The organism is Paraburkholderia saeva (genome assembly GCF_907164555.1).
Lineage (GTDB): Bacteria > Pseudomonadota > Gammaproteobacteria > Burkholderiales > Burkholderiaceae > Paraburkholderia > Paraburkholderia saeva.
On the sequence record NZ_CAJQZC010000004.1, the window covers coordinates 1 to 26567 of the forward strand.

General features: G+C 60.7%; 26 protein-coding genes, 2 tRNA genes and 1 pseudogene. 26 read left to right on the forward strand and 3 right to left on the reverse strand.

Annotated features, from left to right (window positions below; all coding sequences use genetic code 11):
* Positions 1 to 143 (reverse strand): FAD-dependent oxidoreductase (locus LPA36_RS11505; protein WP_228877468.1); only part of this gene is annotated, 143 nt, incomplete at its 3' end.
* Between the two features lie 185 nt (positions 144 to 328).
* On the opposite strand from LPA36_RS11505, the gene LPA36_RS11510 reads away from it, so the two are divergent.
* Both LPA36_RS11510 and LPA36_RS11515 read left to right on the forward strand, forming a co-directional pair.
* Positions 329 to 1108 (forward strand): SDR family oxidoreductase, encoded by a 780-nt coding sequence (locus tag LPA36_RS11510; RefSeq protein WP_228876564.1) that lies wholly within the window; start codon positions 329 to 331, stop codon positions 1106 to 1108.
* A gap of 86 nt (positions 1109 to 1194) precedes the next feature.
* Positions 1195 to 1626: an acyl-CoA thioesterase gene (locus LPA36_RS11515; protein ID WP_228876566.1), complete on the forward strand. Its 432-nt coding sequence runs from the start codon at positions 1195 to 1197 to the stop codon at positions 1624 to 1626.
* A gap of 72 nt (positions 1627 to 1698) precedes the next feature.
* Here LPA36_RS11515 and LPA36_RS11520 read toward each other — a convergent pair whose 3' ends face one another.
* Positions 1699 to 2244, reverse strand: coding sequence for a PAS and helix-turn-helix domain-containing protein (locus tag LPA36_RS11520; RefSeq protein ID WP_228876568.1), 546 nt, complete (start codon positions 2242 to 2244; stop codon positions 1699 to 1701).
* Between the two features lie 215 nt (positions 2245 to 2459).
* Here LPA36_RS11520 and LPA36_RS11525 point away from each other — a divergent pair, with 215 nt between their 5' ends.
* From LPA36_RS11525 to LPA36_RS29595, 17 genes and pseudogenes are all read left to right on the forward strand, one after another.
* Positions 2460 to 3164, forward strand: a complete 705-nt coding sequence (locus LPA36_RS11525; protein WP_228876570.1) for a CoA transferase subunit A — start codon at positions 2460 to 2462, stop codon at positions 3162 to 3164.
* A 2-nt stretch (positions 3165 to 3166) separates the two neighbouring features.
* Positions 3167 to 3808 (forward strand): CoA transferase subunit B, encoded by a 642-nt coding sequence (locus LPA36_RS11530; protein WP_228876572.1) that lies wholly within the window; start codon positions 3167 to 3169, stop codon positions 3806 to 3808.
* Between the two features lie 282 nt (positions 3809 to 4090).
* On the forward strand, positions 4091 to 4990 hold the full coding sequence (locus LPA36_RS11535; protein WP_228876578.1) for an alpha/beta fold hydrolase: 900 nt from the start codon (positions 4091 to 4093) through the stop codon (positions 4988 to 4990).
* 83 nt (positions 4991 to 5073) lie between these two features.
* Entirely contained in the window at positions 5074 to 5427 is a 354-nt protein-coding gene (locus LPA36_RS11540) for a RidA family protein (RefSeq protein WP_228876580.1), read from the forward strand.
* Between the two features lie 57 nt (positions 5428 to 5484).
* On the forward strand, positions 5485 to 7728 hold the full coding sequence (locus LPA36_RS11545) for a RelA/SpoT family protein (RefSeq protein ID WP_228876582.1): 2244 nt from the start codon (positions 5485 to 5487) through the stop codon (positions 7726 to 7728).
* Positions 7729 to 7834: 106 nt separating this feature from the next.
* Positions 7835 to 7911, forward strand: a tRNA-Val gene (locus LPA36_RS11550).
* Positions 7912 to 8173: 262 nt separating this feature from the next.
* Positions 8174 to 10081 (forward strand): threonine--tRNA ligase, encoded by a 1908-nt coding sequence (thrS, locus tag LPA36_RS11555; RefSeq protein WP_228876583.1) that lies wholly within the window; start codon positions 8174 to 8176, stop codon positions 10079 to 10081.
* 49 nt (positions 10082 to 10130) lie between these two features.
* Positions 10131 to 10655, forward strand: a complete 525-nt coding sequence (infC, locus tag LPA36_RS11560) for a translation initiation factor IF-3 (protein ID WP_228877474.1) — start codon at positions 10131 to 10133, stop codon at positions 10653 to 10655.
* A gap of 245 nt (positions 10656 to 10900) precedes the next feature.
* The gene (gene rpmI / locus LPA36_RS11565; protein WP_228876595.1) at positions 10901 to 11098 is read left to right on the forward strand and encodes a 50S ribosomal protein L35; all 198 of its coding nucleotides are present in this window, start codon (positions 10901 to 10903) and stop codon (positions 11096 to 11098) included.
* A 29-nt stretch (positions 11099 to 11127) separates the two neighbouring features.
* Positions 11128 to 11487, forward strand: a complete 360-nt coding sequence (gene rplT, locus LPA36_RS11570; RefSeq protein WP_006052502.1) for a 50S ribosomal protein L20 — start codon at positions 11128 to 11130, stop codon at positions 11485 to 11487.
* A gap of 166 nt (positions 11488 to 11653) precedes the next feature.
* Complete coding sequence (pheS, locus tag LPA36_RS11575) at positions 11654 to 12667, forward strand: phenylalanine--tRNA ligase subunit alpha (protein WP_228876596.1); 1014 nt, start codon at positions 11654 to 11656, stop codon at positions 12665 to 12667.
* Positions 12668 to 12805: 138 nt separating this feature from the next.
* Positions 12806 to 15238: a phenylalanine--tRNA ligase subunit beta gene (gene pheT / locus LPA36_RS11580; RefSeq protein WP_228876598.1), complete on the forward strand. Its 2433-nt coding sequence runs from the start codon at positions 12806 to 12808 to the stop codon at positions 15236 to 15238.
* 57 nt (positions 15239 to 15295) lie between these two features.
* A complete protein-coding gene (locus tag LPA36_RS11585) occupies positions 15296 to 15709 on the forward strand; it encodes an integration host factor subunit alpha (protein WP_228876600.1) in 414 nt (137 codons plus the stop codon).
* 41 nt (positions 15710 to 15750) lie between these two features.
* Entirely contained in the window at positions 15751 to 16155 is a 405-nt protein-coding gene (locus LPA36_RS11590; protein ID WP_228876602.1) for a MerR family transcriptional regulator, read from the forward strand.
* Between the two features lie 90 nt (positions 16156 to 16245).
* Positions 16246 to 16322 (forward strand) — tRNA-Pro (locus LPA36_RS11595).
* Between the two features lie 631 nt (positions 16323 to 16953).
* Complete coding sequence (locus tag LPA36_RS29590; protein WP_407674277.1) at positions 16954 to 17217, forward strand: transposase; 264 nt, start codon at positions 16954 to 16956, stop codon at positions 17215 to 17217.
* A 42-nt stretch (positions 17218 to 17259) separates the two neighbouring features.
* A pseudogene (locus LPA36_RS29595) lies at positions 17260 to 17394 on the forward strand (hypothetical protein); the annotation flags it as partial.
* 12 nt (positions 17395 to 17406) lie between these two features.
* Here LPA36_RS29595 and LPA36_RS11600 read toward each other — a convergent pair.
* Entirely contained in the window at positions 17407 to 18519 is a 1113-nt protein-coding gene (locus tag LPA36_RS11600; RefSeq protein ID WP_228876604.1) for an MBL fold metallo-hydrolase, read from the reverse strand.
* A 524-nt stretch (positions 18520 to 19043) separates the two neighbouring features.
* Here LPA36_RS11600 and LPA36_RS11605 point away from each other — a divergent pair.
* From LPA36_RS11605 to LPA36_RS11635, 7 genes are all read left to right on the forward strand, one after another.
* On the forward strand, positions 19044 to 20228 hold the full coding sequence (locus LPA36_RS11605) for a lipid-transfer protein (protein WP_228876605.1): 1185 nt from the start codon (positions 19044 to 19046) through the stop codon (positions 20226 to 20228).
* 94 nt (positions 20229 to 20322) lie between these two features.
* A complete protein-coding gene (locus LPA36_RS11610) occupies positions 20323 to 21216 on the forward strand; it encodes an enoyl-CoA hydratase (RefSeq protein ID WP_228876607.1) in 894 nt (297 codons plus the stop codon).
* Positions 21217 to 21428: 212 nt separating this feature from the next.
* Positions 21429 to 22988 carry an acyl-CoA synthetase gene (locus LPA36_RS11615; RefSeq protein WP_228876609.1) on the forward strand — a complete coding sequence of 520 codons (1560 nt, stop codon included), beginning with the start codon at positions 21429 to 21431 and terminating at the stop codon, positions 22986 to 22988.
* 48 nt (positions 22989 to 23036) lie between these two features.
* Positions 23037 to 24221, forward strand: coding sequence for a lipid-transfer protein (locus tag LPA36_RS11620; RefSeq protein WP_228876613.1), 1185 nt, complete (start codon positions 23037 to 23039; stop codon positions 24219 to 24221).
* Between the two features lie 11 nt (positions 24222 to 24232).
* On the forward strand, positions 24233 to 24673 hold the full coding sequence (locus LPA36_RS11625) for a MaoC family dehydratase N-terminal domain-containing protein (RefSeq protein WP_228876615.1): 441 nt from the start codon (positions 24233 to 24235) through the stop codon (positions 24671 to 24673).
* 11 nt (positions 24674 to 24684) lie between these two features.
* Positions 24685 to 25104, forward strand: coding sequence for a MaoC/PaaZ C-terminal domain-containing protein (locus LPA36_RS11630; protein WP_228876616.1), 420 nt, complete (start codon positions 24685 to 24687; stop codon positions 25102 to 25104).
* Positions 25105 to 25377: 273 nt separating this feature from the next.
* Positions 25378 to 26529, forward strand: a complete 1152-nt coding sequence (locus LPA36_RS11635) for an acyl-CoA dehydrogenase family protein (RefSeq protein ID WP_228876618.1) — start codon at positions 25378 to 25380, stop codon at positions 26527 to 26529.
* The last annotated feature ends 38 nt before the right edge of the window (positions 26530 to 26567 follow it).

The window sequence follows — 26567 nt, forward strand, 5'->3', positions numbered from 1 at the left end:
CCCAGCTCGACGCCGGTCTCCTGGGCACGCTGCTTCAGACGGATCGCCGCGGACAGCCCGGCGGGGCCACCGCCGACAATTACCACGTCGTATTCCATTGATTCGCGCGGGCCGTACTGCTCAATGAGACTTGCGGGGGTCATTGATGCTCCTCTTACCGTTAGAATGCTTTTTTCGGGATCGTATTGTCCGGGAACGACCAGGACGCCGCAACCCAAGCCGGATACATTAGCACGACCGTTCTATTTATGTGATACGGTTTAACCCTTCCTTGCGGGCACCCCTACAGGTGGCCGCCGCATCAACTGAACTGAATAAAGGACCGACAATGGGCCGTTCGATCAATCTGGAAGGCAAGGTCGCGCTGATCACAGGTGCGTCGAGCGGGCTGGGCAAACGCTTTGCGCAGGTGCTGTCGCAGGCGGGCGCGAAAGTCGTGCTGGCAAGCCGCCGAACCGAGCGCCTGAAGGAATTGCGCGCCGAAATCGAGGCTTCCGGCGGGGCGGCGCACGTCGTTTCGCTGGACGTGACCGATTACCAGAGCATCAAGTCGGCGGTCGCGCACGCCGAAACGGAAGCGGGCACCATCGACATTCTCGTCAACAATTCGGGTGTTTCGACCACCCAGAAGCTTTCAGAAGTCACGCCCGCCGACTTCGAATATGTGTTCGACACGAATACCCGTGGGGCGTTCTTCGTCGCCCAGGAAGTGGCCAAACGGATGATGATGCGCGGTAATGGAGGCGGCCAGAAGCCGGCCTATCGCATCATCAATATTGCTTCGGTGGCGGGTTTACGTGTGCTGCCGCAGATCGGCCTCTACTCGATGAGCAAGGCCGCGGTTGTCCATATGACGAAATCGATGGCGCTCGAATGGGGCCGTCACGGCATCAATGTGAACGCGATCTGCCCGGGCTATATCGACACGGAAATCAATCACCATCACTGGTCGACGGAGCAGGGGCAGAAGCTGGTTTCCATGCTGCCCCGGCACCGTGTCGGCAAGCCCGAAGACCTGGACGGCCTGCTGCTGCTCCTCGCCGCCGACGAATCCCAGTTCATCAACGGTTCAGTCATCACCGCCGACGACGGTTTCGGCCTCGCCTGAGCGTCTTTACAGCGCGCCGGGCGGGCGGTTGCGAGCCGCCGTCAGCCCGCGCGCAGCAACCTGTTTCAGCCCGCAGAAGAAGTACGATGAGCGAATATCACGCAGTGTTTGAGATGTCCATGCCGATCCGCTGGGGCGACATGGATGCGTTTGGCCATGTGAACAATACGGTCTATTTCCGTTACATGGAGCAGGTGCGCATTTCTTGGTTTGAGCAGCTCGGCATCGCTGGCGGCAACGGCGAAGGGCAGGGGCCCGTCATCGTCAATGCATCGATGGAGTTTCTGAAGCAGCTTCATTACCCCGGCGACGTGGTGGGCCGGATGTCGGTCGGCACGCCCGGACGTAGCAGCTTCGACACGGCTTTCGAGCTGACCCGCGCCGATGACCCGGGCACCGTCTACGCGCGCGGCGCGGCACGTTGCGTCTGGATCGATTACGCGGCGGGCAAATCCGTGCCGATTCCCGACCTGTTGCGCTCGACGATCGAAAACGCCGCGCTCGTGAAGGCGGCCTGAGCGGTTGGTCGCGCTGAGGACGCGGCCGGAGCCAGCCTCAAACGTCGCCGGAACGACGCCCGCGCGGGTAACTCAGTTTCCCAGCAGCCGCTGCAGCAACTCGGTCGCGTTGCCGGTGTCGTACTTGCGCATCAGCCGTGAGCGGTAAACGTCGACGGTTCGCGAACTGATATCGAGCGCCCGGCCAATCTGCTTGCTTGTCTTGCCCGTCACCAGCTGGGCGGCGATTTCGCGTTCGCGCGGCGTCAGCTCGACCGCGACACGCCGCGTCGCGCTGAGATCCTCGAATGTCCACACGCCCACTGCATGCGGCTCGGCGCGATCGAGCGAGCGTCCCGTCACGTGGCACCAGAACAGTTCGCCGGTCGCGCGTTTCATGATGCGGTCGTCGGCGTAACTGCCCTGCGCGGTCATGATCGGCGGAATCCGTTCGCCGATGCGCTCGAATTCATCCGGTGACGGATACAGCATCAGGAAAGACTGCCCGATCAACGCTTCGCGCGGACAGCGGAAAATCGACGCCACCTGCTCGTTACAGTCTTCGATGGTGCGCTCGCGCGAGAGCACGAGCCCGATTGGCGCGAGATGAAAGGCGGTTTGGTAATCCAGTGCGGGCATAAGGTGCGCGGGTGAAGCCTGAGGCGGCGTACAGTGACAAATACTTATGTAGTTTTGCGTATTGTGCCGCAAGGGCGCGCCATCGTACCCTTTCGAACATATCAACAGGTGGCGAAGTCGCAGTTGAAACGGACGATGTTGCGGCGTCGTCGTATGATTCAGCGGTATCGCACCGATCCGGATTTCGGAATTCCAGTCAAGGAAGGGACAAACTGATGAACAAGGTCTATCCAGGCGCGGCCGACGCGCTTAAAGACATCGTCAAGGACGGGCAGACATTCGCCGTCGGCGGCTTCGGCCTGTGCGGCATCCCCGAAGCACTGATCGCCGCGCTGCGCGACACCGGCGTGAAGGGCATCACGTGTATCAGCAACAATGCGGGCGTCGACGGTTTCGGCCTCGGCCTGCTGCTGGAAACGCGCCAGATCAAGAAAATGATCTCGTCGTACGTCGGTGAGAACAAGGAGTTCGAGCGGCAATATCTGGCCGGCGAACTCGAACTCGAATTCACGCCGCAAGGCACGCTTGCCGAGAAACTGCGCGCGGGCGGCTCGGGCATTCCGGCATTCTTCACGAATACGGGCTACGGCACGCTGATCGCCGAAGGCAAGGAAACGCGCCAGTTCGGCGAAAACCATTACGTGCTGGAGCATTCGCTGACGGCAGACGTCGCACTCGTAAAAGCGTGGAAGGCCGACAAGTCGGGCAACCTCATCTATCGCCGCACGGCGCGCAACTTCAACCCGATGTGCGCGATGGCCGGCAAGATCACGGTCGCGGAAGTCGAGGAAATCGTGGAAACCGGCGAACTCGATCCGGACGCGATTCATACGCCGGGCATTTTCGTGCAGCGCATCGTCCTGAACGCGAACCCGGAAAAACGTATTGAACAACGCATTGTCCGCGCGAAAGGAGACTGATCATGGCATGGAATCGTGACGAAATGGCCGCGCGCGCGGCGAAGGAACTGCAGGACGGCTTCTACGTGAACCTCGGCATCGGCTTGCCGACGCTGGTGGCGAATCACGTGCCGAAGGGCGTCGAAGTATGGCTGCAATCGGAAAACGGCCTGCTCGGCATCGGCCCGTCGCCGACCGAAGAGGAAGTGGACGCGGACCTGATCAATGCCGGCAAGCAGACGGTCACGACGCTGCCGGGCTCGTCGATTTTCTCGTCGGCGGATTCGTTCGCGATGATTCGCGGCGGCCACATCAATCTGGCGATCCTCGGCGCGATGCAGATCAGCAAGAAGGGCGATCTGGCCAACTGGATGATCCCGGGCAAGATGATCAAGGGCATGGGCGGCGCGATGGATCTGGTCGCGGGCGTCAAGCGCGTGGTCGTGCTGATGGAGCACGTCGCAAAGGGCGACCAGCACAAGATTCTCGAAGAGTGCACGTTGCCGCTGACGGGCGTGGGCGTCATCGACCGGATCATTACTGATCTCGGCGTGATCGATGTCACGGACGACGGCCTGAAGGTGGTCGAACTGGCGTCCGGCGTGAGCGTGGAGGAAATCAAGGCGAAGACGGGCGCACCGCTCGATGTGAGCGCGGTGAGTTGACAGGCCCGGTTTCGGGTGCGGGTATCGAGGCGGTGTTAGTTCGATAGATCTGCGGGTTGTCAAAAACGGGCGGAACGCGAGTTTCGCCCGTTTTTTATTTCGTGTAAGTGGGCGCAAAGCCGCATGTCTTATGGCGGTGGCTGGCCGTTCGGCCAGGGGGCGGGCATGGTGCAAAGCGGTTTACAATCGGTTGCATGTTGAGCGGCTGTCTGATGCTGCATATCAGGCGTGTTGCATTCTCTATGCGGGACAACGGCCGCGCTTCGGCCAGGAGACTCACGGATGACGACCGCCACGCCTTTCGCGTCGCCCCGCCAGCACGAAGTGCAGTGCATCAGTCCTGGCGGCCTGCATCGCGTCGCGTATACCGAGTGGGGCGATCCAGCCAATCCGCGCGTGCTGTTGTGCGTGCACGGCCTCACGCGAACGGGGCGTGATTTCGACCGTGTCGCGGCGGCGTTCGCCGATACATATCGCGTGGTGTGCCCGGACGTGGTGGGCCGGGGCTTGTCCTCATGGCTTGCCGACCCCAACTACTACGCTGTGCCGCAGTACGTCAGCGACATGATCACGCTCATTGCGCGGCTCAACGTGCAATCGGTCGACTGGTTCGGCACGTCGATGGGAGGCCTGATCGGCATGGCGCTGGCGGGCGTGCCGGATTCGCCGATCCGCAGGATGCTGATCAACGACGTGGGCCCGCATGTCGAGCCGGCGGCGCTGTCGCGCATCGGCGACTATCTCGGCAAGCCGGCGCAATTCGAAACGTTGCAGCAGGGTATCGACTACGCCGCGCTACTCGCAGCGTCGTTCGGACCGCTCACACCCGATGAGTGGCGCGAAATCAACACGCCGCTGCTGCACGAGCGCGATGGCGCATGGCAGCTTCGCTACGATCCGCGCATCGCACAGGCGTTTGCTGCTGTCACGCCCGAAATGACGGCGCTTGGCGAGGCCGCGCTGTGGCGTTCGCTGGCAGTCGCCGAAGGTCCGGTACTCGTGGTTCGCGGAGAGTTGTCCGATCTGCTTTCGCGTGAAACAGTCGAGAAAATGATCGCGCAGGGGCGCGCCGTATCGAGCGTCGAAATTCCGGGCGTCGGGCATGCACCCGCCTTCCTTGCGGAGGACCAGATTGCGATCGCGCGACGCTTCTTCATCGGCGAAACATCTGACGCGTCATAATATGGGGTTGCGCGTCGTGGTTTTTCTGTCGCGTCGCGTGCATGCTCAACCGGTTACCTTCAATCTCAATCACAGGATTTTCCATGGCAGTCATTCGTCACCATGTCGGCGCGCGTCTTTCGGAAACCGCCGTGCATAACGGCACCGTCTACCTCGCCGGCCAGATCGCGGAAGACACGAACCAGGATATCGCCGGCCAGATGCGCGAAGTGCTCGGCCACATCGACCGCCTGCTCGCCGAAGTGAACAGCGACAAGGCGCATCTGCTGTCTGTGCAGATCTACATCTCCGATATGGTTCATTTCGCCGGCATGAACGCCGTGTGGGATGCGTGGGTTGCCGCAGGGGCCACGCCGCCGCGCGCAACGGTCGAAGCGAAGCTGGCAAACCCGGCCTGCCTCGTCGAAGTTGTCGTCGTGGCCGCGCAGCGCAACTGATCGAACACAGCATCCGTTTTTCCGTCTCACCCGGCTTTTCCGGCGAAGCGCCGCATCATGAATACCGATACCGTCACGACCGTTTCGAATCCCATGCCGTCTTTTGACGAAGCGATGGCGTTCGTGCGCGAACACGCGGGCGACGTGCGGCTTTCGTCGGGCGAACTGCTCGCGGATCACGCGGCGGGCACGGCGGCGGTCATGCGCACGCTCAACGTCGATCCGCCCGCGGTGCTGGCGGCGGCGCTGTTCACGTTGACACCGCATCTGAAGGATCCGGAGCGGATCATCGCCGAGCGCTTCGGCGACGAGGTCGCGCAGCTGGTGGGCGACGTCCGCAAGCTGCTGCGGCTGGGTACCGTGAGCCTGCGCGCCGCGAAGCACGCAGTGCCCGACACGGGCCGCGATGCACAGGCCGCGCGGCGCGCGCAGGTCGAGGCGCTGCGCAAGATGCTGCTCGCGTTCGCGCAGGATATCCGTGTCGTGCTGATCAGGCTCGCATCGCGCGTGCAGTCGTTGCGCTACTACGCGGCAGCGAAGATCACGCCTTCGCCGGATGTCGCGCGCGAGACGCTCGATATCTACGCGCCGCTCGCCAACCGGCTCGGCATCTGGCAATTGAAGTGGGAACTCGAAGACCTCGCGTTTCGCTTCGAGGAGCCCGACACCTACAAGCGCATTGCGAAGCTGCTCGACGAGAAGCGCGTCGAGCGGGAGGCTTACGTCGCACAGGCGATCGCGCGTCTGCAACACGAGCTGGCGGCTGCGCATATCCGCGCCGAAGTAAGCGGCCGGCCGAAGCACATCTACAGCATCTGGCGCAAGATGCGCGGCAAGGAGCTCGATTTCTCGGAGCTGTATGACGTGCGCGCGTTTCGCGTCATCGTGCCTGACATCAAGGATTGCTACACGGTTCTGGGTATCGTGCACAACCTGTGGCAACCGGTTCCGAAGGAGTTCGACGATTACATCTCGCGGCCGAAGCCAAACGGCTACAAGTCGCTCCACACGGTTGTGATCGGCGACGACGGCCGGGCGTTCGAAGTGCAGATCCGCACGCAGGAGATGCATCAGTTCGCCGAATACGGCGTCGCGGCGCATTGGCGCTACAAGGAGGCGGGCACGCGCGGCTATGGCGGCCAGTTCACCGCAAGCGAGAAGTACGACGAGAAGATCGCGTGGCTGCGTCAGCTGCTGGCGTGGAAAGACGATGTCTCGGAAGGCGAGCACGGCGGCCGGCCGGCGGCGCAGCCGTGGGAACAGTTGCGTCAGGCAACACTCGACGACGACCAGATCTACGTGCTCACGCCGCAGGCACGCGTGATCCCGTTGCCGCAAGGTGCGACGCCCGTCGACTTCGCGTATCACCTGCATAGCGAACTCGGGCATCGGTGCCGGGGCGCGCGCGTCGACGGCGCGATGGTGCCGCTCAACACGCCGCTGCAGAACGGGCAAACCGTCGAGATCGTATCGGTGAAAGAGGGCGGTCCGTCGCGCGACTGGCTCAATCCGCAACTCGGCTATCTGCGCAGTTCGCGCGCGCGTCAGAAAGTGCGCGCGTGGTTCAACGCGGTCGATCTGCAGGAGAACATGTCGATCGGCCGCGCGATGGTCGAAAAGACGTTGCAGCGCGAGGGCAAGACCTCCGTCAATCTCGATCAGCTTGCTGCGAAGCTCGGCTTCAAGACAACCGACGATCTCTTCTGGGTCGTAGGCAAGGAAGAGTTCAGTCTGCGTCTCGTCGAACAGGCGCTACACGATGCGCCGCCGCCGGAGCCGGTTGTCGAGGCACCGGAGCAGTTCGAGAAGCGCAGCAGCGGTGCGAGTGTCGCGCAGGGTGCATCGACAGGCGTGCTGGTTGTCGGCGTCGACGCGCTGCTCACGCAGCTCGCACGCTGCTGCCGCCCGGCGCCGCCTGACGCGATCAGTGGCTTCGTCACGCGCGGCAAGGGCATGTCGATTCATCGCAGCGATTGCCCGACGTTCCGGCGCATGGCGGAGCGCGCCCCGGAACGCGTGCTCGAGACAGCGTGGTCGGCGGATGTGATGAGCGGACAGGGGCGCTCGGTGTACCCGGTCGATCTCACAATCGAGGCATCGGACCGGCAAGGTTTGCTGCGCGACATCTCCGAAATTTTCGCGCGCGAGAAGATGAACGTGATCGGCGTGAAGACGCAGACGCGGCGTAACGCGGCGTTCATGCAGTTCACTGTCGAGGTGTCGAGCGCCGCGCAGATTCAGCGCGCGTGCGCGTTGCTGGGCGAAGTAACGGGTGTCGTTCGCGCGTCGCGCAAGGGCTGAAAAGTGGCTCGTCTGGAGACGTCGACATGCGGCGTCAGGATTTTTAATGTCGACGCATAAAAGTGCTTGCCAAGTTTCGAGGTGCTCCATATAATCTCGTTTCTTCAGGCTCGTAGCTCAGCTGGTTAGAGCACCACCTTGACATGGTGGGGGTCGTTGGTTCGAGTCCAATCGAGCCTACCAACGAAAAGAAACGCTGGTTCGCCAGGGTTTCGTAGCAAGCAGCAACAGGCGCTTCGGCGCAAAAGGCGAATACGGTTATGACACCGCGAACGTTGACCGGAAGCACTTCGGATCGGCGCTAGTCGAGGACCAGGTTTGCCGTTGCAGTTAGCTGAAAATGTGAATGCGGCCCCTCGAAAGCGGGGCCGCATTTTTTTTCGCTTTTTTTGGTTTTCTCGCCTGATCGCGGCACGTGCCGCGGATCGGCCTTACGGAGAACACAATGGTTTCGATACGTCTGCCTGACGGTTCTGTTCGACAGTACGAGCATCCGGTAACGGTGGCCGAAGTCGCGGCGTCGATTGGCGCGGGTCTCGCGAAAGCGGCGCTCGGCGGCAAGGTCGACGGCGAGCTGGTCGATACGTCCTCGCTGATCGATCACGACGTCTCGCTCGCGATCGTCACGGAGAAAGACGCGGACGGCCTCGACATCATTCGTCACTCCACGGCTCACCTGCTCGCGTACGCGGTCAAGGACCTGTACCCGGAAGCGCAGGTGACGATCGGACCGGTTATCGACAACGGCTTTTACTACGACTTCGCGTACAACCGTCCCTTCACGCCGGAAGATCTCGAGAAGATCGAAAAGCGCATGCAGGAACTCGCGAAGAAAGACGAGTCCGTTTCGCGTCGCGTCGTGTCGCGCGATGAAGCAGTCGATTACTTCAAGAGCATCGGCGAAAAGTACAAGGCCGAGATCATCGCGTCGATTCCCGCTACCGACGAAATCAAGCTCTACTCGCACGGCGGTTTCACCGACCTGTGCCGTGGCCCGCACGTGCCGTCCACCGGCAAGCTGAAGGTCTTCAAGCTGATGAAGGTCGCGGGCGCCTACTGGCGCGGCGATTCGAAGAACGAGCAGCTGCAGCGCATCTACGGTACGGCCTGGACGAAGAAGGAAGATCAGGAAGCGTACCTGCACATGCTCGAAGAGGCCGAGAAGCGCGATCACCGCAAGCTTGGCAAGCAGCTCGATCTCTTTCACATGCAGGACGAGTCGCCGGGTATGGTGTTCTGGCATCCGCGCGGCTGGACGCTGTGGCAGCAGGTCGAGCAATACATGCGTCGCCGCGTGAACGACGCCGGCTACCTCGAAATCAAGACGCCGATGATCATGGACCGTTCGCTGTGGGAAGCGTCCGGTCACTGGCAGAACTATCGTGAGAACATGTTCACGACGGAATCGGAAAAGCGCGATTACGCGATCAAGCCGATGAACTGCCCGGGTCACGTGCAGGTCTTCAATCATGGCCTGCGTTCGTACCGCGATCTGCCGCTGCGTTACGCGGAATTCGGCTCCTGCCACCGCAACGAATCGTCGGGTGCGCTGCATGGTCTCATGCGCGTGCGCGGGTTCGTGCAGGACGACGCACACATTTTCTGTACCGAAGACCAGTTCATCAGCGAATCGATTGCGTTCAATACGCTCGCGATGAGCGTGTACCGCGACTTCGGCTTCGATAACGTCGACATCAAGCTGTCGCTGCGCCCCGATGCGCGCGCCGGCACCGACGAGACCTGGGATCGCGCAGAACAGGGCCTGCGCGATGCGCTGACCGCGTGCGGCGTCACGTGGCAGGAGCTGCCGGGCGAGGGCGCGTTCTATGGCCCGAAGGTCGAATATCACATCAAGGACGCGCTCGGCCGCTCGTGGCAGTGCGGTACGCTCCAGCTGGATATGGTGTTGCCAGAACGTCTTGGCGCCGAGTTCGTGGCCGAAGACAACAGCCGTCGCCGGCCGATCATGCTGCATCGGGCAATCGTCGGATCGATGGAGCGTTTCCTCGGTATTCTGATCGAGCACCATGCTGGTGCAATGCCGTCGTGGCTTGCTCCGATGCAGGTTGTGGTGATGAATATCGCCGAAAGTCAGGCCGAATATGCTCAGTCTCTGGCCCAAACGTTGCAAAAACAAGGGGTTAGAGTAGAGGCCGATTTGCGCAACGAGAAGATTAGCTATAAAATACGCGAGCACACGCTGGAAAAGGTCCCGTACCTGCTGGTTGTCGGCGACAAAGAGCGTGATGCCCAAACGGTAGCCGTGCGTGCCCGTGGCGGTGTCGATCTGGGTGTGATGCCGGTCGATGCCTTCATTGAGCGTCTGCGACAGGACGTCCAGTCGTTCAAGTAAGCCACCTGGCAGCGCGGCTCGTTTTTTTAATTTTTAGAGGAAACGTAACATCGCTACTGATAAGTCTGCGCATCGCATCAACGGTGAAATTACTGCACCCGAGGTGCGTCTGGTCGGAGTCGAGAACGAACCCCTCGGCATCGTGAAACTCGCTGATGCGTTCCGCCTGTCGGAACAGCAGGACGTGGATCTGGTCGAAATCGCCCCGCAGGCGGTTCCGCCGGTCTGCCGTTTGATGGACTACGGCAAGTTCAAGTACTCGGAAGCGAAGAAGCAACACGAGGCCAAGCTCAAGCAGAAGATCGTCCAGGTCAAGGAAGTCAAATTCCGGCCGGGTACGGATGACGGCGATTACAACGTCAAACTGCGCAACCTCATTCGCTTCCTCGAAGACGGCGACAAGACGAAAATCACGTTGCGTTTCCGCGGCCGTGAAATGGCGCACCAGGAAATCGGTATGCGCATGCTGGAGCGCCTGCGCACTGACCTCGACGAAGTCGGTTCGGTTGAGCAGATGCCGAAGATGGAAGGGCGCCAGATGATCATGGTGCTGGGCCCGAAAAAGAAGAAGTAAGCGGCGCGCTGCGCATCAATTGGTGCGCAATGTCGATGCTGTCGTACAGAACAGGTAGTGTCCGTCGGTGAGTGGCGGAATGGCAGGTTTCGGAAGTGGGTCCGCAAAGCGGGCGCTTTCCTGAAAAAGCGGCGGCCAGCAATATCGGCCTGCTGCATACCAAGTGGAGTGGGTTTCGAAGGGCGGGTCAGGGCCATCAGGGCCGACCGCACACCCATATCCATCTAATAATGGAGTTGTTCGTCATGCCTAAGATGAAAACCAAGAAGAGTGCTGCAAAGCGCTTCGTGGTGCGTCCGGGTGGTACCGTCAAGCGCGGTCAAGCCTTCAAGCGCCACATTCTTACCAAGAAGTCCACCAAGAACAAGCGTCACCTGCGTGGTTCCACGGCCGTTCATGATTCCAATCTGAACTCCGTGCGCGCGATGCTGCCGTTCGCTTAACCCTTAACTGAAACTCACAGGAGCTAGATATGCCTAGAGTCAAACGTGGGGTTACCGCACGGGCCCGTCACAAGAAGATCATCAAGCTGGCCAAGGGTTACCGCGGCCGTCGCAATAACGTCTATCGCATCGCCAAGCAGGCGGTCATGCGCGCAGGCCAGTACGCCTACCGCGATCGCCGCAACAAGAAGCGTGTGTTCCGCGCATTGTGGATCACGCGTATCAACGCGGCGGTGCGTCAGCACGACATGACGTACAGCGTGTTCATCAACGGCCTGAAGAAGGCTTCGATCGAACTCGACCGCAAGGTCCTGGCCGACATGGCTGTGTTCGACAAGGCCGCTTTTGCTGCGATCGTTCAGCAGGTGAAAGCCGCCGTTGCAGCCTGATTGCGCTAGTTAGCACATCGTACTGCGTGGTTCGTTGCAGCGAAGATCCGGTAGTCTCGGTGACGCTGCAACAGAAACGGGGCTCCTCACCGAGCCCCTTTTTTGTTGGTCGGGCGGTTTTCGCTCGTACCGAACATTGAACACTGACGTTGAAAAGATGGGATCAATGGATCTGGACCAGATTGTCGCCGATGCGCAAAAGGCCTTCGAACAGGCCACCGACCCCACCACGCTCGAAAACGAGAAGGCGCGTTTTCTCGGCAAGTCGGGTGCGTTGACCGAGCTGTTGAAGGGCCTTGGCAAGCTCGATCCCGAGACTCGCAAGACTGAAGGCGCGCGCATCAACGCCGTCAAGCAGCAGGTGGAAACCGCGCTGACGGCCCGTCGCCAGGCACTGGCCGACGCGTTGCTGAACCAGCGCCTCGCCGCCGAAGCCATTGACGTCACGCTGCCCGGCCGCGGCATCGGTGCAGGCAGCCTGCATCCGGTGATGCGCACATGGGAGCGCGTCGAGCAGATTTTTCACTCCATTGGTTTTGACGTGGCCGACGGCCCCGAGATCGAAACCGACTGGTACAACTTCACTGCGCTGAACAGCCCGGAAAACCATCCGGCGCGTTCGATGCAGGACACCTTCTATATCGACGGCAAGGATGCCGACGGCCGCCAGTTGCTGCTGCGCACGCACACGAGCCCGATGCAGGTTCGCTATGCACGCACCAACACGCCGCCGATCAAGGTCATCGTGCCGGGCCGCACGTATCGTGTGGACAGCGACGCAACGCACTCGCCGATGTTCAATCAGGTCGAAGGCCTGTGGATCGACGAGAACATCAGCTTTGCGGACCTGAAGGGCGTCTACACCGACTTCCTCAAGAAATTCTTCGAGCGTGACGATATTCTCGTGCGGTTCCGCCCGTCTTATTTTCCGTTCACGGAACCGTCTGCCGAAATCGACATGATGTTCGAACACGGCAAGAACGCGGGCAAATGGCTGGAGATTTCCGGTTCCGGCCAGGTTCACCCGACGGTCATCCGCAACATGGGCCTCGACCCGGAGCGGTACATCGGCTTTGCATTCGGCAGCGGCCTCGAGCGGCTGACGATGTTGCGTTATGGCGTGCAGGATCTGCGTCTGTTCTTCGAAAACGACCTGCGTTTCCTGCGGCAGTTCGCCTGACGCGCGACGTGACACGCAAGGCGACGGCTGCGTTGTGCGAGACGCGCGCGCCGTTACCGCAAGCTGCACGTCCGGCAGAGGTCTGAAAGCAGGCAACCCGCCGGATGTGGACCTAACCTGTTTAGAACGTAAAGAACCATGCTATTCCCTGAATCCTGGCTGAGAAGCTTTGTCGACCCGCAGATGACGACCGACGAGCTGTCGCACGCATTGACGATGGCGGGTCTCGAAGTCGAAGGGCTCACGCCCGCTGCGCCGCCGACGTCGAAGATCGTCGTGGGCCGCGTGCTCGAAGTGGTCAAGCACCCCGACGCGGACAAGCTCAACGTCTGCCAGGTCGATGCCGGCACCGGCGCGACGCTCAACATCGTGTGCGGCGCGCCGAACGTGGCGCCGGGCATCAAGGTGCCCGTGGCGCTGGTTGGCGCGCAGTTGCCGCCGGCCGAAGAGGGCGGCGCACCGTTCGCGATCAAGCTTTCGAAGCTGCGTGGGGTAGAGAGTCAGGGCATGTTGTGCTCGGCGCGCGAACTGAAGCTGTCGGAAGATCATAGCGGTCTCATGATCCTGCCGGAAGATACGCCGATAGGCCAGGACATCCGCGAAACGCTGAATCTCGACGACACGATCTTCGAAATCAAGCTGACACCGAACAAGGCCGATTGCCTTTCCGTGTTCGGCGTGGCGCGTGAAACGTCGGCGATTACCGGTGCACCGCTGAAGCCACTCGAAATCAAGCCCGTCGCCGTCAAGCTGGACGAAACGCTGCCCGTAAAAATCTCGGCGCCGGATCTGTGCGGCCGTTTCTCGGGTCGCGTGATTCGCGGCGTGAACGCGCACGCGAAGACCCCGCACTGGATGGTCGAGCGCCTCGAGCGTTCGGGCCAGCGCAGCATTTCCGCGCTCGTCGACATCTCGAACTACGTGATGCTCGAACTGGGCCGTCCCTCGCACGTGTTCGATCTCGACAAGATTCACGGCGGCATCGACGTCCGTTGGGGGCGCCGTGGCGAATCGCTCAAACTGCTGAACGGCAACACGGTCGAACTCGACGAAACCGTTGGCGTGATCGCCGACGATCAGCACGTCGAGAGCCTCGCGGGCATCATGGGCGGCGACAGCACGTCGGTCACGCTCGACACCACCAACATCTATCTCGAAGCCGCGTTCTGGTGGCCGGACAGCATTCGTGGCCGCTCGCGCAAGTACAACTTCTCGACGGATGCGGGTCACCGGTTCGAACGCGGCGTCGACTATGCGACGACGGTCGAGCACATCGAACGCATCTCGCAGCTGATCCTCGACATCTGCGGCGGCGAAGCCGGTCCGGTCGACGACCAGATCGTCAACGTGCCACAACGTGCGCCGGTAAAGATGCGCGTCTCGCGTGCGAACCGCATTATCGGCGTGCAGATCGGCGCGGACGAAATCGCGCAGATCTTCACGCGCCTCGGCCTCACGTTCGAGCGCGAAGGCGACACGTTCGCCGTGATGCCGCCGTCGTATCGTTTCGACATCGAAATCGAAGAAGACCTGATCGAAGAAGTCGCGCGCATTTACGGCTTCGAGAAGATTCCGGCGCGCCCGCCGGTCGCGACGAGCGAGATGCGCCGGACGAACGAGACGCAGCGCTCGATCCACGCGATCCGTCATGCGCTCGCTGCGCGCGACTACGCGGAGACGGTGAATTTCAGCTTCGTCGATGTCGAGTGGGAGCAGGATTTTGCCGGCAACGATAATCCGGTGCGTCTCCTGAATCCGATCGCGAGCCAGCTTTCGGTGATGCGCACGACGCTCTTTGGCAGCCTGATCAACGTGCTGCGTTCGAACCTGAATCGTCGTGCCGATCGTGTTCGCGTGTTCGAAGCTGGCCGTGTGTTCCTGCACGATCCGGCGATCAAGGCGGGCGAGCTGGCGGTCGAAGGTTTCGCGCAGCCGAAGATGCTGGGCGCGCTCGCGTACGGTCCTGCGCTCGAAGAACAGTGGGCCGCGCCGTCGCGCGCAGTCGACTTCTTCGACGTGAAGGGCGATGTCGAGGCGTTGTTCGCGCCTGTGGTGCCGAAGTTCGTGAAAGCGGAGCATCCGGCGCTGCATCCGGGGCGTAGCGCGCGCGTGGAAATCAATGGCCGGGCAGTGGGCTGGATTGGCGAGCTTCATCCGCGCTGGATGCAGAAATATGATTTGCCGCATGCGCCGATTCTGTTTGAAATTGAAGCGGATTCGTTAATTGAGCGCGCGTTGCCGATTCCATCGGAAGTTTCGAAATTTCCGCCGGTTCGACGAGATATTGCGGTTGTCGTCGATCAGAATATCGAGGCTCAGACGCTGCTTGACGAGCTGCAAAAGGTCCTTTCGGACGACGCCTGCAAGACCGTTCAGAGGGTTGCGCTTTTCGACGAATTTCGTCCAAAATCAAACACTTCCGGCGGTCTGGCGGCCACCGAGAAAAGCCTTGCGTTCCGTGTGACCTTGCAAGATACTGGCGGGACCCTTCAGGACGAAACGGTCGATCTGGCCATTAAAACCCTGGTGGATCGTCTGGCTCGAGTATATGGCGCACGGTTGCGCGGATAACCTTAAAACGGCTGTTTCCGCATTTACGTTTCTGGTTATCGCGCCATTTTATAGATTATGAACGAAATGAACTCGAGTGATTTCGAAGCCCTTCTTACGGCGCAGCGTAGCGCCATGATTCGCGATATTCCGACATCACCCGTCACTGCGTCGGCTGAAACGCCGACGCTCACCAAGGCTGAGCTTGCCGAGTTGCTGTTCGACAATGTCGGACTCAACAAGCGGGAAGCGAAAGACATGGTCGAAGCGTTCTTCGAGGTGATTCGCGATGCGCTGGAGAGCGGCGACAGCGTGAAGCTGTCCGGGTTTGGCAACTTTCAGTTGCGCGACAAACCTCAGCGTCCCGGCAGAAATCCGAAAACGGGCGAGGCGATTCCGATTGCCGCGCGCCGCGTCGTAACGTTTCATGCAAGTCAAAAGCTGAAGGCGCTGGTTGAAAGCGGCGCTGAGACGAATTTTACGCGCTCGTAGTTTTCGCGCGTTCCCTGCGCAACCACCACGGCTAACTGACGATGACAGCGACGATCGAAAAAGTCGTCTTGCCTCCGATTCCGGCGAAGCGCTACTTCACGATCGGTGAAGTCAGCGAGCTATGCGGGGTGAAACCGCATGTGTTGCGCTATTGGGAGCAGGAGTTCACGCAGTTGCGGCCGGTGAAGCGCCGCGGTAACCGTCGCTACTATCAGCATCATGAAGTACTGCTGATCCGACGGATACGCGAGTTGCTGTACGAGCAGGGCTTCACGATCAACGGCGCGCGCAATCGTCTCGATTCGCACGGCGGTCACGGTGGCCCTGCTGCGATTGAAGAGGTCGAAGAGCCGGTGGCGGCGCAGTCTTCGGCGGCGTCGCCGACTGTCGATGTCGACCAGTTGCGCAAGGAACTGCTGCATGTGATTGATCTACTGAGCCATTGATCCCGCCGAAGGTTCAATCGCAGTGCGTGAGGTTTGTTGAGCACCAGCGGTTCTAATCGGGCGAAGGCTCTGTTATACTTTTGTGCTGTTCGGGGCGTAGCGCAGCCTGGTAGCGTACCTGCATGGGGTGCAGGTGGTCGGAGGTTCAAATCCTCTCGCCCCGACCAAAGAAATCAAGGCCTTACAAGCAATGCTTGTAAGGCCTTTTTCGTCTGGGGCGCTTTTTGCCCCCACGTTTGCCCCCACACGACGGACGGCTCTCCCGGGAACAGCGTGGAATTTCCGGCAGATGCGAGAGGACGACCGTGTTCGTTGCTCACGAGTTCGGGGCTACATTGCGTGCTCGAAAATCTATGCGCGAGCTACGCCCGCGACAATCGGCTATACCAGTAACGCAGTCTCATCTCTGACGGTTCGGAGGCTACTAGCCGCCCAAGACTTTATCGTCGTTTGGATCTTTACAGTGGCGTTCAGGCATCACCGTCCACGTGCGTCTTCGCTGAGGTACCCGGCACGAGGGTGGTATTCTGCGAGGCCATAACTGTTCCACAGGGACAGCCCCGTACTTTCACTCTGAAGCGAAGGGGACACCCGGGTCGAAGTATCCGTGCGCCAACACGGTTACCTCTCCATATTGGCACGCTTGCGTTTCGCTTCACGCCATTCCCGGATAATTTCTAAGAGCGTGTCTACGTTTTTCGTAACCGAACGCCAATCCCGTCTTGAATATGGGGTATTGATCGGGCATCGTGCCGTCGAAGGAGATCGCGGCGACGGGTGGATCAAGGGTCGACAGATATGCGCCGGCGGCGCCAGTACAGTGCGGAGTTCAAGACAGCGACGCTGGAGCAAACGTGGCAGCGGGGGACATCAGTGATGGGCGTCGCGCGTTCACACGGCCTCAACCCGAACATGGTGCGCCGCTGGATGCGAGAGGCGCTAGCAGCAAGTCATGGCCGGTTGTCAAATGGCGGTCAAGCATTGGTGCCAATAGCGACTCCCGACGATCGGACCGCTGTGTCCGTGCCAGCGAGCTGCGCTTCCAGCCGCGGCCAACGCTGAAGTCAACCGAGCAGGACCACATTGGCCGCAACGTCGCCGGACATGCGCACGGGCGCCGACACGGCACGGACAAGAGCGGTCACTGTCGTCGATGCCGCCCATGCGCGCCATGCCTGCATATTTGCTAACAAGCGCGCCAATCGACTAAAGATGCTCATGCATGACGGCATACGGATCTGGCTGGCCCGCTCACCGGCTACACAGGGCAAGTTCATCTGGCCGATGGCCAGGAGTGGCGAGATGGTACCAAGCCACATTATCTGTATCGATCTCAACATTAGCTTCGCCACGGTGCACGAGGTAGTTCAGGCATGCCACACTTTCGCCGGTGGCCATGCTCAGCAGGTTGACGTCCGCCTCGCCAATCTCGCGGGCAAACAACGCACCAAACACATCGACGACCCGCCGGGGCTCGCCCAACGCTCGACGAAGGCGCTCGATGGCGCGGTCCTGGCCCTTTCGCAGTGAATCGAGCCGAGTATGCAGGCCTCGGAAGCATTCGTTGTGTGCCGGTAGGACCAGAACGTCATCGGGCACTTCCCGTTTCAGCTTCGCTAACGACGCATACCAGTCGGCCATAGGATCTGCATCCGGCTCGTTCGGATAGACAGATACGTTCGACGATATCTTGGGCAGCACCTGGTCGCCCGAGATTAGGACTTTCAACTGCGGACAGTACAGGCAGGCGTGCTCGGGCGAGTGCCCGTTGCCGACAATGACGCGCCAAGTGTTGGCGCCGATTCGAAGCTCTTCACCGTCTTGCAGACGGCGGAAGCTGTCCGGCAATGCATGGATGAACTTTCCGAAGTTTCCAAATCGCACGCGATAGGTTTCGATCGCAGCGGCGCCCCAGCCGGCACGGCGGTAGAAATCGGTGCCCTCTGGCGGCGCCTCGCGGCCGGTGTCAGAGGCCATTACGCGGCAGGTCAGGTACTCGAGCCGCGTCATCCACAGACGCACGCTGAACTTGCGGGTGAGCCAGCCCGCCATACCGACGTGGTCCGGATGCATGTGAGTAACGAACACGCGGGTTAGCCTTCGAGAGCCGGGCGCGTTGGCGAAAAACTCCCGCCAAAACAGCATGGAGTCCTCGGTCCGTAGTCCAGTGTCGATCAACGCCCAGCCATCGTCGTCATCGACCATCCAGAGGTTGATGTGATCTAGCGAGAACGGCAGCGGCATGCGGATCCAATGCACCCCTGGAGCCACCTCGATGCTGCGTCCTCGCTCCGATGGCGTTTCGAAGGGATACATGATCCCGGCCGTGGCCACGGTATCAACGGTTTCAAGTCCATCTGACATAGATTTATCTTTCAGTTAAGGGCAGCTTGCTGCCGGTGGTGCAAGCGTTCGCAACTTCGTGGGTCGCCGAGGTGCCGTCGAAGCTCAGATCAGCATAGCGATCTTCCTACGAAGGAAGCGAGTGCCGTGCTTGAACTTCCACGCGGTGTTGCCGAAGTAGGCTGCCCGCAACTGCCCGGGATCACAGTCAGCCTTCTTCAACGCGACCCGGATAGCCCATGCCGTCAAGCGCTGCGCACTCTTGCTCATGTGCCGGACCGTTTGCTACGGGTCGAGACCTAGGGACCATTCGGGAGCTTTGCCCGAAAACGAAGGTGTTCACGCTGCAAGTCTATACGGCACCCTACCCACAGCTCCTCATCCAAAGGGATGAAGCGGCAACACACTCCAATATCGTTCGATCGTGGTACGCGCGGGACGCCAATCGTCTCCAGAATCCGGAATCGAGTCGTAGCGAGCCTGGCCGTCCAGCTTCTCTTTGGGCCGATAGGTTTCCTTCAGCCAGATTGATCAGGAAAATCAACATGAGTAGCGTTCGAGTTGCCGGGGTCGGCATGATCCCCTTCACCAAGCCCGGCAAGAGCGAGGATTGGGATGTGATGGCGGAGAAGGCCATCCGCCTCGCGCTGGCTGACGCAGGTATTACGTACGATCAGGTTCAGCAGGCTTATGCGGGCTATGTTTACGCGGATTCGACTGCGGGACAGTCTGCCGTCTATCGGGTCGGGTCCACCGGCATTCCAGTCATCAACGTCAACAACAACTGTGCAACGGGCTCGACCGCGCTTTATCTCGCGCGCCAGATGATCGAAGCAGGCGTCGCAGATTGCGTACTCGCCTTCGGCTTCGAGCAGATGACGCCGGGCGCGCTCGGTGCAGTTTTCAGCGACCGCAAGGCAGTCATGGCGAATTACGGCGCCAAATTCAATGAGCTGCAGACGTTCGACCCGACCAAGCCGCCCACGGCGCAGCTTTGGGGCGGAGCGGCCCTTGAATATCAAAAGCGTTACGGTGGAAGCGACGAGTCGTTCGCGATGATTTCGGTTAAGGCGCGCCGGCACGCAGCCAACAACCCGCTCGCCGTCTTCCGCGATCCGGTGACAGTGGAAGAGGTGATGGCGTCCCCCAATCTCTCTGGGCCGGTTACGCGCCTGCAGGCCTGTCCCCCTACGTGCGGCGCGGCCGCGGCGGTGCTGGTCTCGCCCCGCTTCGCCGCCAGGCATGGAATTGATGCGCGGGTGGAGATCCTCGCGCAATCGCTCACGACCGATTTTCAGAAGACGTGGGATGGGAGCTCGATGATTAGTCTGGTTGGTTTCGACATGGCCCGGGCGGCCGCAGACCAGGTCTATGAAGCTTCGGGTGTGTCGCCCGACGACGTGGACGTAGTCGAACTTCATGACTGTTTCACGCCGGGCGAATGGCTCGCATACGAATCGCTGCGACTGACGCCTGAGGGAACAGCCGAGCGCTACATCCGAGACGGGCTGAACACCTATGGTGGCAAGCACGTGGTGAATCCGTCTGGCGGCCTTTTGTCAAAGGGGCACCCGATCGGTGCGACCGGCCTGGCTCAATGTTATGAGCTGACAAAACAACTCCGTGGGACCGCCGAAAAGACGCAGGTCGATGGTGCGCGACTTGCACTCCAGCACAACCTGGGCAATGGCGGCGCATGTGTAGTGACGCTCTACGGCCGGAGCGATTGAGTGGGTCACGTGGTCGCCACATTCGGCGAGCCAAAGGCGAACCGCGCTTCTTTTTCGTTAGCCGATCAGCAAGTGTGAAACAGGAGACACAAACATGACGACAGAAGACCGCAAGTACGAACAGGTGATTTACGAGGAGCCCGCTCCCAAAGTGGCGCGGATCGTGATGAATCGACCGAGCCGGCGCAACGCGCAGGGCATCACGATGACGTACGACCTGGACGACGCGTTCAAGCGCGCGTGCCACGACGACAAGATCAACGTGATCATCCTCGCCGGCTCCGGCGATCATTGGAATTCCGGCCACGACGTCAGTGGCGAAGGACCGGACAACCCGTCGCCGGACCAGATCGTTGGACTTTGCGGCTGCTTCGGCGGGAAGGGCTGGGAAGGGCCCTATTGTCGCGAGAGGGAGATTTATCTCGAGATCACTGAACGCTGGCGTAATGCGCCGAAGCCAGTGATCGCCGAGATCCAGGGATCCGTGATTTCGGGCGGACTTATGCTCACGTGGATGTGCGATCTTATCGTTTGCTCGGAGGATGCCCGCTTTCGCGACGCGACGGCGGCAGAGATGGGCATTCCAGGCGTGGAGTTCTGGCAGCATCCCTACGAGATGAGCGTGCGCCAGGCGAAGGAATGGCTGATGACCGGCGGGTGGTTGACCGCGCAGGAAGCGCAGCGGCGGGGTATGGTCAACCATGTAGTTCCCCGCGAGCAGTTGGCGGCGCGAACGCTTGAATTGGCCAACAACATCGCGGCCAAGAACCCCTTCACCATGAAGTTGGTAAAGCAGGCGATGAACTTCACGCAGGACCAGATGGGGCGCAAGGCGTCGATGGATTTCGCCTTCCATCTTCACCAGATCGGTCATATGCAGGCGATGCTCACCAACGGCTTCCCTGTTGACATCGACAGTCTGCCGCCCATGATTCGCAACAACGTCGAAAAGATCATTGCCGCGCGCAAGACTGCTGCTGGAGGTTGAAATCCTGAACACCGCAGAAGGTGATGCGCTTGCTGCGCGGGACAGCATGTCGCGGGTGAGCGTGATTGGGAGCGTGGCTGGCTGGCGAAGCGATAGGAGGCCACGACGGTGGGTCAGGCAATTGACGCAATGCGTCATCGCGAGTTTCTCACTAAGTTAACATGTATGGCATCGAGTGTAGATCAGCGCCCACTGGGCCGAAGGCGACAAGCATGTACATAACCCAGTCGCTACACCGCGCCGTGCAGCATCATCCCGACCGCATCGCGGTGCGGTTCGGAGATAGGCAGCGCACGTTTCGCGAGTTCGCAGACCGCGTGGCGCGCCTGGCCGGTGCGCTGCAGAAGATCGGTATGCAAGAGGGCTGTCGCGTCGCGATGTTGTCGCTGAATTCTGACCGCTACCTGGAATACCAGATGGCCGTGCCTTGGGGCGGCGGCGTGCTCAACCCGTGCAATACCCGCTGGACGGCGGCCGAAATCCTGTACTCGCTCGATGATTCGGGCTCGATTATCCTGTTGGTGGACGAGGCCTCTCGTCCAGTGGCGGAGCGACTTCGCCATGACTCGAGCAGTCTTCGCGAATTGATCTATTGCGGCGATGGCGAAGTACCTGCGGGCATGCACGGCTATGAGGAGTTGCTGACCTCCGTCGACCCTGTTCCGGACGTCGTTCGCCGCGACGAAGACCTGCTTGGAATTTTTTACACCGGCGGCACAACCGGGTTTCCCAAGGGGGTGATGTTAAGCCATGCCAACGTGTACAGCGCGGGTCTCGCGCTATGCGCAGGCGGGCTGGCGGCGCCTGGCGGAACCTACCTGCACGCCGCGCCAATGTTCCATCTAGCCGATCTGGGTATGGGCATATCGCATTGGATCGAGGGCAACACACACAGCGTCATCCCTGCGTTTGCTCCCGAGGCGGTGCTCGACGCACTGGAACGGGACCGCGTAACCCATGTGGTGCTCGTGCCGACGATGATCCAGATGATCGTCGACCATCCGGCCATGAATAAGCCGTACGACCTGAGCTCCTTGCAGACCATCGCCTACGGCGCGTCACCGATCTCTGATGCCGTGCTCGAACGCGCATTGGACGCCTTGCCCGACGTCGGCTTTGTCCAGGCCTACGGCATGACGGAACTGTCAGCGTTGGCGACCATTAACTCGGCCTATTACCACACGGCCGAAGGACGCAAGCTCGGTAAGTTGCGCTCAGTGGGGCGGGCTGGATGCTGCGTAGAACTTCGTATTGTGGACCAGGAGGACAAGGAAGTGCCGCGCGGTACGGTGGGCGAGGTCGTGGTGCGCGGTCCTAACGTGATGCTGGGTTACTGGAATAAACCCGAACAATTCGCCGAGGCCGTGCGTGATGGCTGGATGCACACTGGCGACGGCGCCTGGATGGACGATGACGGCTTCATCTTCATTGCCGACCGCCTCAAGGACGTCATCATCAGCGGTGGTGAGAACGTTTATTCTCCTGAAGTCGAGAACGCTCTTTCACAGCACCCCGACGTGGTCGCCTGCGCGGTGATCGGCGTGCCTAGCGAACAATGGGGCGAATCGGTCCACGCCGTGGTGGTACGCAAGCTTGGCGCCGAGCCTTCGCCCGAAGAACTCATCGCACATTGCAAATCCTTGATCGCCGGCTACAAATGCCCGCAGAGCGTGGCATTTGCGGACGCGCTGCCTTTATCCGCGACAGGCAAGGTCCTAAAAACCATGCTGCGCAAGCCCTTCTGGCAAGGCCGCAGCCGCGGCGTTGCGTGAGACGGCGCTCTGTTTCCGTTTCTGCCTTCAACCCAACTGGAGTTTCCAATGAGCCTTGACGTTTACGTCTGCGGGGTCGGCATGATCCCCTTTACCAAGCCGGGTGCTAGCGAGCCATATCCGCAGATGGCAGCCAGGGCGGCGCGCACAGCGCTCGCCGACGCCGGCATCGGTTACGAACTGGTGCAACAGGCCTATGTGGGATATGTCTATGGGGACTCGACCGCCGGTCAGCGCGCACTTTACGAGGTCGGCATGAGTGGCATCCCGGTTGTCAACGTTAACAACAATTGTTCGACCGGTTCGACTGCGCTGTTCCTGGCGCGCCAGGCGGTGGCCAGTGGCGCGGCTGATTGCGTGCTGGCGCTGGGCTTCGAGCAGATGAGCCCGGGTGCGATCGGCTCGGTGTTCAAGGATCGTCCCAGCCCATTCGAGCGCTTCGACGAAGTCACCGACGAGTTGGTCGGTCGTGGTGAAGTGCCTCTGGCGCTACGTTACTTCGGCGGTGCAGGTCTGGCGCACATGCAGCAGTACGGTACTCAGCTGACCACCTTCGCGAAGATTCGCGCCAAGGCGAGCCGCCACGCCACCAACAACCCGCTGGCACTGTTCCGCAATGTCCTTACCGAAGAGGAGGTGATGGCTTCTCCGATGATGTGGGACGGTGTGTTGACGCGCTTGATGGCTTGCCCACCGACCTGCGGCTCGGCTGCGGCCATCATTTGCTCGAGCGAATTTGCTGTGTCCCACGGACTGAGCCGCAGCGTCCGCATCAAGGCGCAGGCGATGACCACCGATCGCCCCACTACCTTCGAGGCGGGCGATATGCGCGAAGTGGTTGGTTTTGGTATGGCCCAGGAAGCTGCACGCCAGGTCTACGAGGCCGCAGGTATTAGCCCACATGAGCTTGACGTGGTGGAACTGCATGATTGCTTTGCGCAGAACGAGCTCATCACCTACGAGGCACTAGGCCTGTGCCCGCCGGGCGGTGCCGAGAAGTTCATCTGTGACGGGGACAACACCTACGGCGGCAAGGTTGTTACCAACCCTTCGGGCGGGCTACTTAGCAAGGGCCATCCGTTAGGCGCCACTGGCCTTGCTCAGTGCACCGAGCTGGTCCAGCAACTGCGCGGGACCGCGGACAAGCGCCAAGTCGACGGTGCGCGGCTGGCGTTGCAGCACAACCTGGGGCTAGGCGGTGCGTGCGTCGTAACCCTCTACGAACGCGTCTGACGGGGAATCGCATGATCGACAAGAAATGGATCGGCTATGAACTGCCCGCATCGGTGCTGCCTATCGAGCGAACCCGGCTTCAGTTCTTCGCCAAGGCTACCGGCGAGACCAATCCCATTTACACCGAAGTAGAAGCTGCGCGCGAGGCGGGTTATCCGGACTTGCCTGCACCGCCAACCTTTCTGTTCGCAGCGGAGCTCGACTCAGGTGCCGTGTTCGATCTGATGGATGACATGCAGGTTCCGATCGCCAAAGTGCTCCACGGCGAGCAAAGCTTCACCTACCACCGTACGGCCTGCGTTGGCGACACGGTGACAGTGCGTTCGAGGGTCACCGATATCTACGAAAAGAAAAGCGGTTCACTCGAATTTGTCGTAAAAACCTCGCGCGCCGTGAACCAGAACGATGAACTGGTGGCTGAGATGCATTCGGTGCTGGTCTGTCGCCATTGAGCCGAAATCCCATGAAATCACCTACCTTCGATACCGTGCAAGTGGGCGACGAGTTGCCACCTTTGCAACTGCCGCCCGTCGAACGGACCATGCTGGCCCTGTTTGCCGGCGCCTCAGGCGACCACAACGCCGTCCACATCGACATCGATGTGGCGCGTCGCGCTGGCATGCCCGACGTGTTTGCACACGGCATGCTGGGTATGGCCTGGCTAAGCCGGTTTGTCACGCGTTGGGCACCGCAGAATCAACTGCGCGGCATAGAGGTGCGTTTCCAGGGCATCACTCATCTTGGCAACGCGCTTTACTGCAGAGGCCGCGTAGTGGAGAAGCTCGAACACAACGGCGAGCTTTGCGTACGCGTCGAGTTGCAGAGCGCCAACCAGTTTGGGCAAACCAAAATCGCCGGCGAGGCCCTTGTCGCCCTGCCTTGATTCCCGGCAAATGACCGTTCAGCCCCAATCTGCACCGCGTCGATGATGCCGGTTGCTCGGGCAACCGTATCCGCTTGCCTAGCAGCTGCGCAAAAACCTCTACAGCGGACATGCGCAAATTGCGGTGGTTCGTCGATGCGGCTTCCAGAAGAGATCCCCATCAACAAACGAACGATCAAGGATCGCACGCCGCCAGCGAGTGGGCGGTTAACTTGAAGGGCGCTTGCTCGCGGCTTCTCGCTAGCAGCAAGCCCAACTGAACCAGGAGAGGCCATGTTGCCCCAGCTTTACCGCCATCAATGGATGGACGAGGATATCGAAGCGTTTCGCGAACAGGTGCGCCGCTACATTGCGGGTGAGCTATCGCCGCATATGGACGGCTGGCGGCGGCAGGGCTTCATCCCGCGGGAGGTCTGGCGGCCATTCGGGGAGATGGGTTTCATGCTGCCCGAGATAGACGAGGCCTATGGCGGTGTGGGCGCGTCGCGGGCCTACCAGCTTGTGGTGCAGGACGAACTGGCGAAAGCTGAGGTTCCGGCAACTACTGCCGTGCACACTATTGCCGCGCACTATATCCTCGACTACGGTACGGAGGAACAGAAACGTCGCTGGCTGCCGAAACTCACCAATGGCGAGCTGCTCGCCGGTATCGCGCTTACTGAACCCGGATGTGGCTCCGACTTGAAGGCGTTGCGCACCCGGGCGACTCGTGAAGGCGAAGAGTACGTTATCGACGGCGCCAAGACCTTCATCACTAATGGCTACAGCGCCAACCTACTAGTGGTGGCCGTGCGCACCGGAGAACCGGGCGGGCGCGGCGTGTCGCTAATCGTGCTGGAGACAGAGAACCTGCCGGGATTCCGGGTCGGGCGGCGGCTGGAAAAGCTGGGACAGCATGCCTCCGACACGGCCGAGTTGTTCTTCGACGGCGTGCGTGTGCCGGTGGACAACCTGCTCGGCGAGAAGGAAGGCAATGGCTTCACCCAGCTGATGAGCCAACTGCCGTACGAGCGGCTGCTTTTGTGCGTGCCGGCTGCTGCGGTCGTAGAACGCGCAGTTGAGTTGACGGTGGACTACACGAAGCAGCGCAAGGCATTCGGGCAGTCGCTGGCGGAATTTCAGAATACGCGATTCAAGCTCGCTGAGTGCGCGACAATCGCGCATGTGGTACGCGGGTTCCTCAACGATTGTGTCCAGCGTATGCTCGACGGCACGCTCGATGACGAAGCGGCCTACATGGCCAAGTGGTGGTGCACGGAGCAGCAGGGCAAAGTCCTTGACGAATGTCTGCAGCTATTCGGCGGCTATGGCTACATGGTTGAGTACCCAATCGCCAGGCTATACGCCGATGCACGCGTGCAGCGCATTTATGGTGGCACCACCGAGATCATGAAAGATCTTATCGCTCGGAAGCTGTTCGCTTAAAGCCCGCGCCGGTCCCGCTGACTGACCGGCGTGGACAT

Excerpts from the sequence above, each read along its gene's own strand:
- LPA36_RS11510 (WP_228876564.1), top strand. The coding sequence starts at position 329 with ATGGGCCGTTCGATCAATCTGGAAGGCAAGGTCGCGCTGATCACAGGT.
- LPA36_RS11515 (WP_228876566.1), top strand. The coding sequence starts at position 1,195 with ATGAGCGAATATCACGCAGTGTTTGAGATGTCCATGCCGATCCGCTGG.
- LPA36_RS11520 (WP_228876568.1), bottom strand. The coding sequence starts at position 2,244 with ATGCCCGCACTGGATTACCAAACCGCCTTTCATCTCGCGCCAATCGGG.
- LPA36_RS11525 (WP_228876570.1), top strand. The coding sequence starts at position 2,460 with ATGAACAAGGTCTATCCAGGCGCGGCCGACGCGCTTAAAGACATCGTC.
- LPA36_RS11530 (WP_228876572.1), top strand. The coding sequence starts at position 3,167 with ATGGCATGGAATCGTGACGAAATGGCCGCGCGCGCGGCGAAGGAACTG.
- LPA36_RS11535 (WP_228876578.1), top strand. The coding sequence starts at position 4,091 with ATGACGACCGCCACGCCTTTCGCGTCGCCCCGCCAGCACGAAGTGCAG.
- LPA36_RS11540 (WP_228876580.1), top strand. The coding sequence starts at position 5,074 with ATGGCAGTCATTCGTCACCATGTCGGCGCGCGTCTTTCGGAAACCGCC.
- LPA36_RS11545 (WP_228876582.1), top strand. The coding sequence starts at position 5,485 with ATGAATACCGATACCGTCACGACCGTTTCGAATCCCATGCCGTCTTTT.
- thrS (WP_228876583.1), top strand. The coding sequence starts at position 8,174 with ATGGTTTCGATACGTCTGCCTGACGGTTCTGTTCGACAGTACGAGCAT.
- rpmI (WP_228876595.1), top strand. The coding sequence starts at position 10,901 with ATGCCTAAGATGAAAACCAAGAAGAGTGCTGCAAAGCGCTTCGTGGTG.
- rplT (WP_006052502.1), top strand. The coding sequence starts at position 11,128 with ATGCCTAGAGTCAAACGTGGGGTTACCGCACGGGCCCGTCACAAGAAG.
- pheS (WP_228876596.1), top strand. The coding sequence starts at position 11,654 with ATGGATCTGGACCAGATTGTCGCCGATGCGCAAAAGGCCTTCGAACAG.
- pheT (WP_228876598.1), top strand. The coding sequence starts at position 12,806 with ATGCTATTCCCTGAATCCTGGCTGAGAAGCTTTGTCGACCCGCAGATG.
- LPA36_RS11585 (WP_228876600.1), top strand. The coding sequence starts at position 15,296 with ATGAACGAAATGAACTCGAGTGATTTCGAAGCCCTTCTTACGGCGCAG.
- LPA36_RS11590 (WP_228876602.1), top strand. The coding sequence starts at position 15,751 with ATGACAGCGACGATCGAAAAAGTCGTCTTGCCTCCGATTCCGGCGAAG.
- LPA36_RS29590 (WP_407674277.1), top strand. The coding sequence starts at position 16,954 with ATGCGCCGGCGGCGCCAGTACAGTGCGGAGTTCAAGACAGCGACGCTG.
- LPA36_RS11600 (WP_228876604.1), bottom strand. The coding sequence starts at position 18,519 with ATGTCAGATGGACTTGAAACCGTTGATACCGTGGCCACGGCCGGGATC.
- LPA36_RS11605 (WP_228876605.1), top strand. The coding sequence starts at position 19,044 with ATGAGTAGCGTTCGAGTTGCCGGGGTCGGCATGATCCCCTTCACCAAG.
- LPA36_RS11610 (WP_228876607.1), top strand. The coding sequence starts at position 20,323 with ATGACGACAGAAGACCGCAAGTACGAACAGGTGATTTACGAGGAGCCC.
- LPA36_RS11615 (WP_228876609.1), top strand. The coding sequence starts at position 21,429 with ATGTACATAACCCAGTCGCTACACCGCGCCGTGCAGCATCATCCCGAC.
- LPA36_RS11620 (WP_228876613.1), top strand. The coding sequence starts at position 23,037 with ATGAGCCTTGACGTTTACGTCTGCGGGGTCGGCATGATCCCCTTTACC.
- LPA36_RS11625 (WP_228876615.1), top strand. The coding sequence starts at position 24,233 with ATGATCGACAAGAAATGGATCGGCTATGAACTGCCCGCATCGGTGCTG.
- LPA36_RS11630 (WP_228876616.1), top strand. The coding sequence starts at position 24,685 with ATGAAATCACCTACCTTCGATACCGTGCAAGTGGGCGACGAGTTGCCA.
- LPA36_RS11635 (WP_228876618.1), top strand. The coding sequence starts at position 25,378 with ATGTTGCCCCAGCTTTACCGCCATCAATGGATGGACGAGGATATCGAA.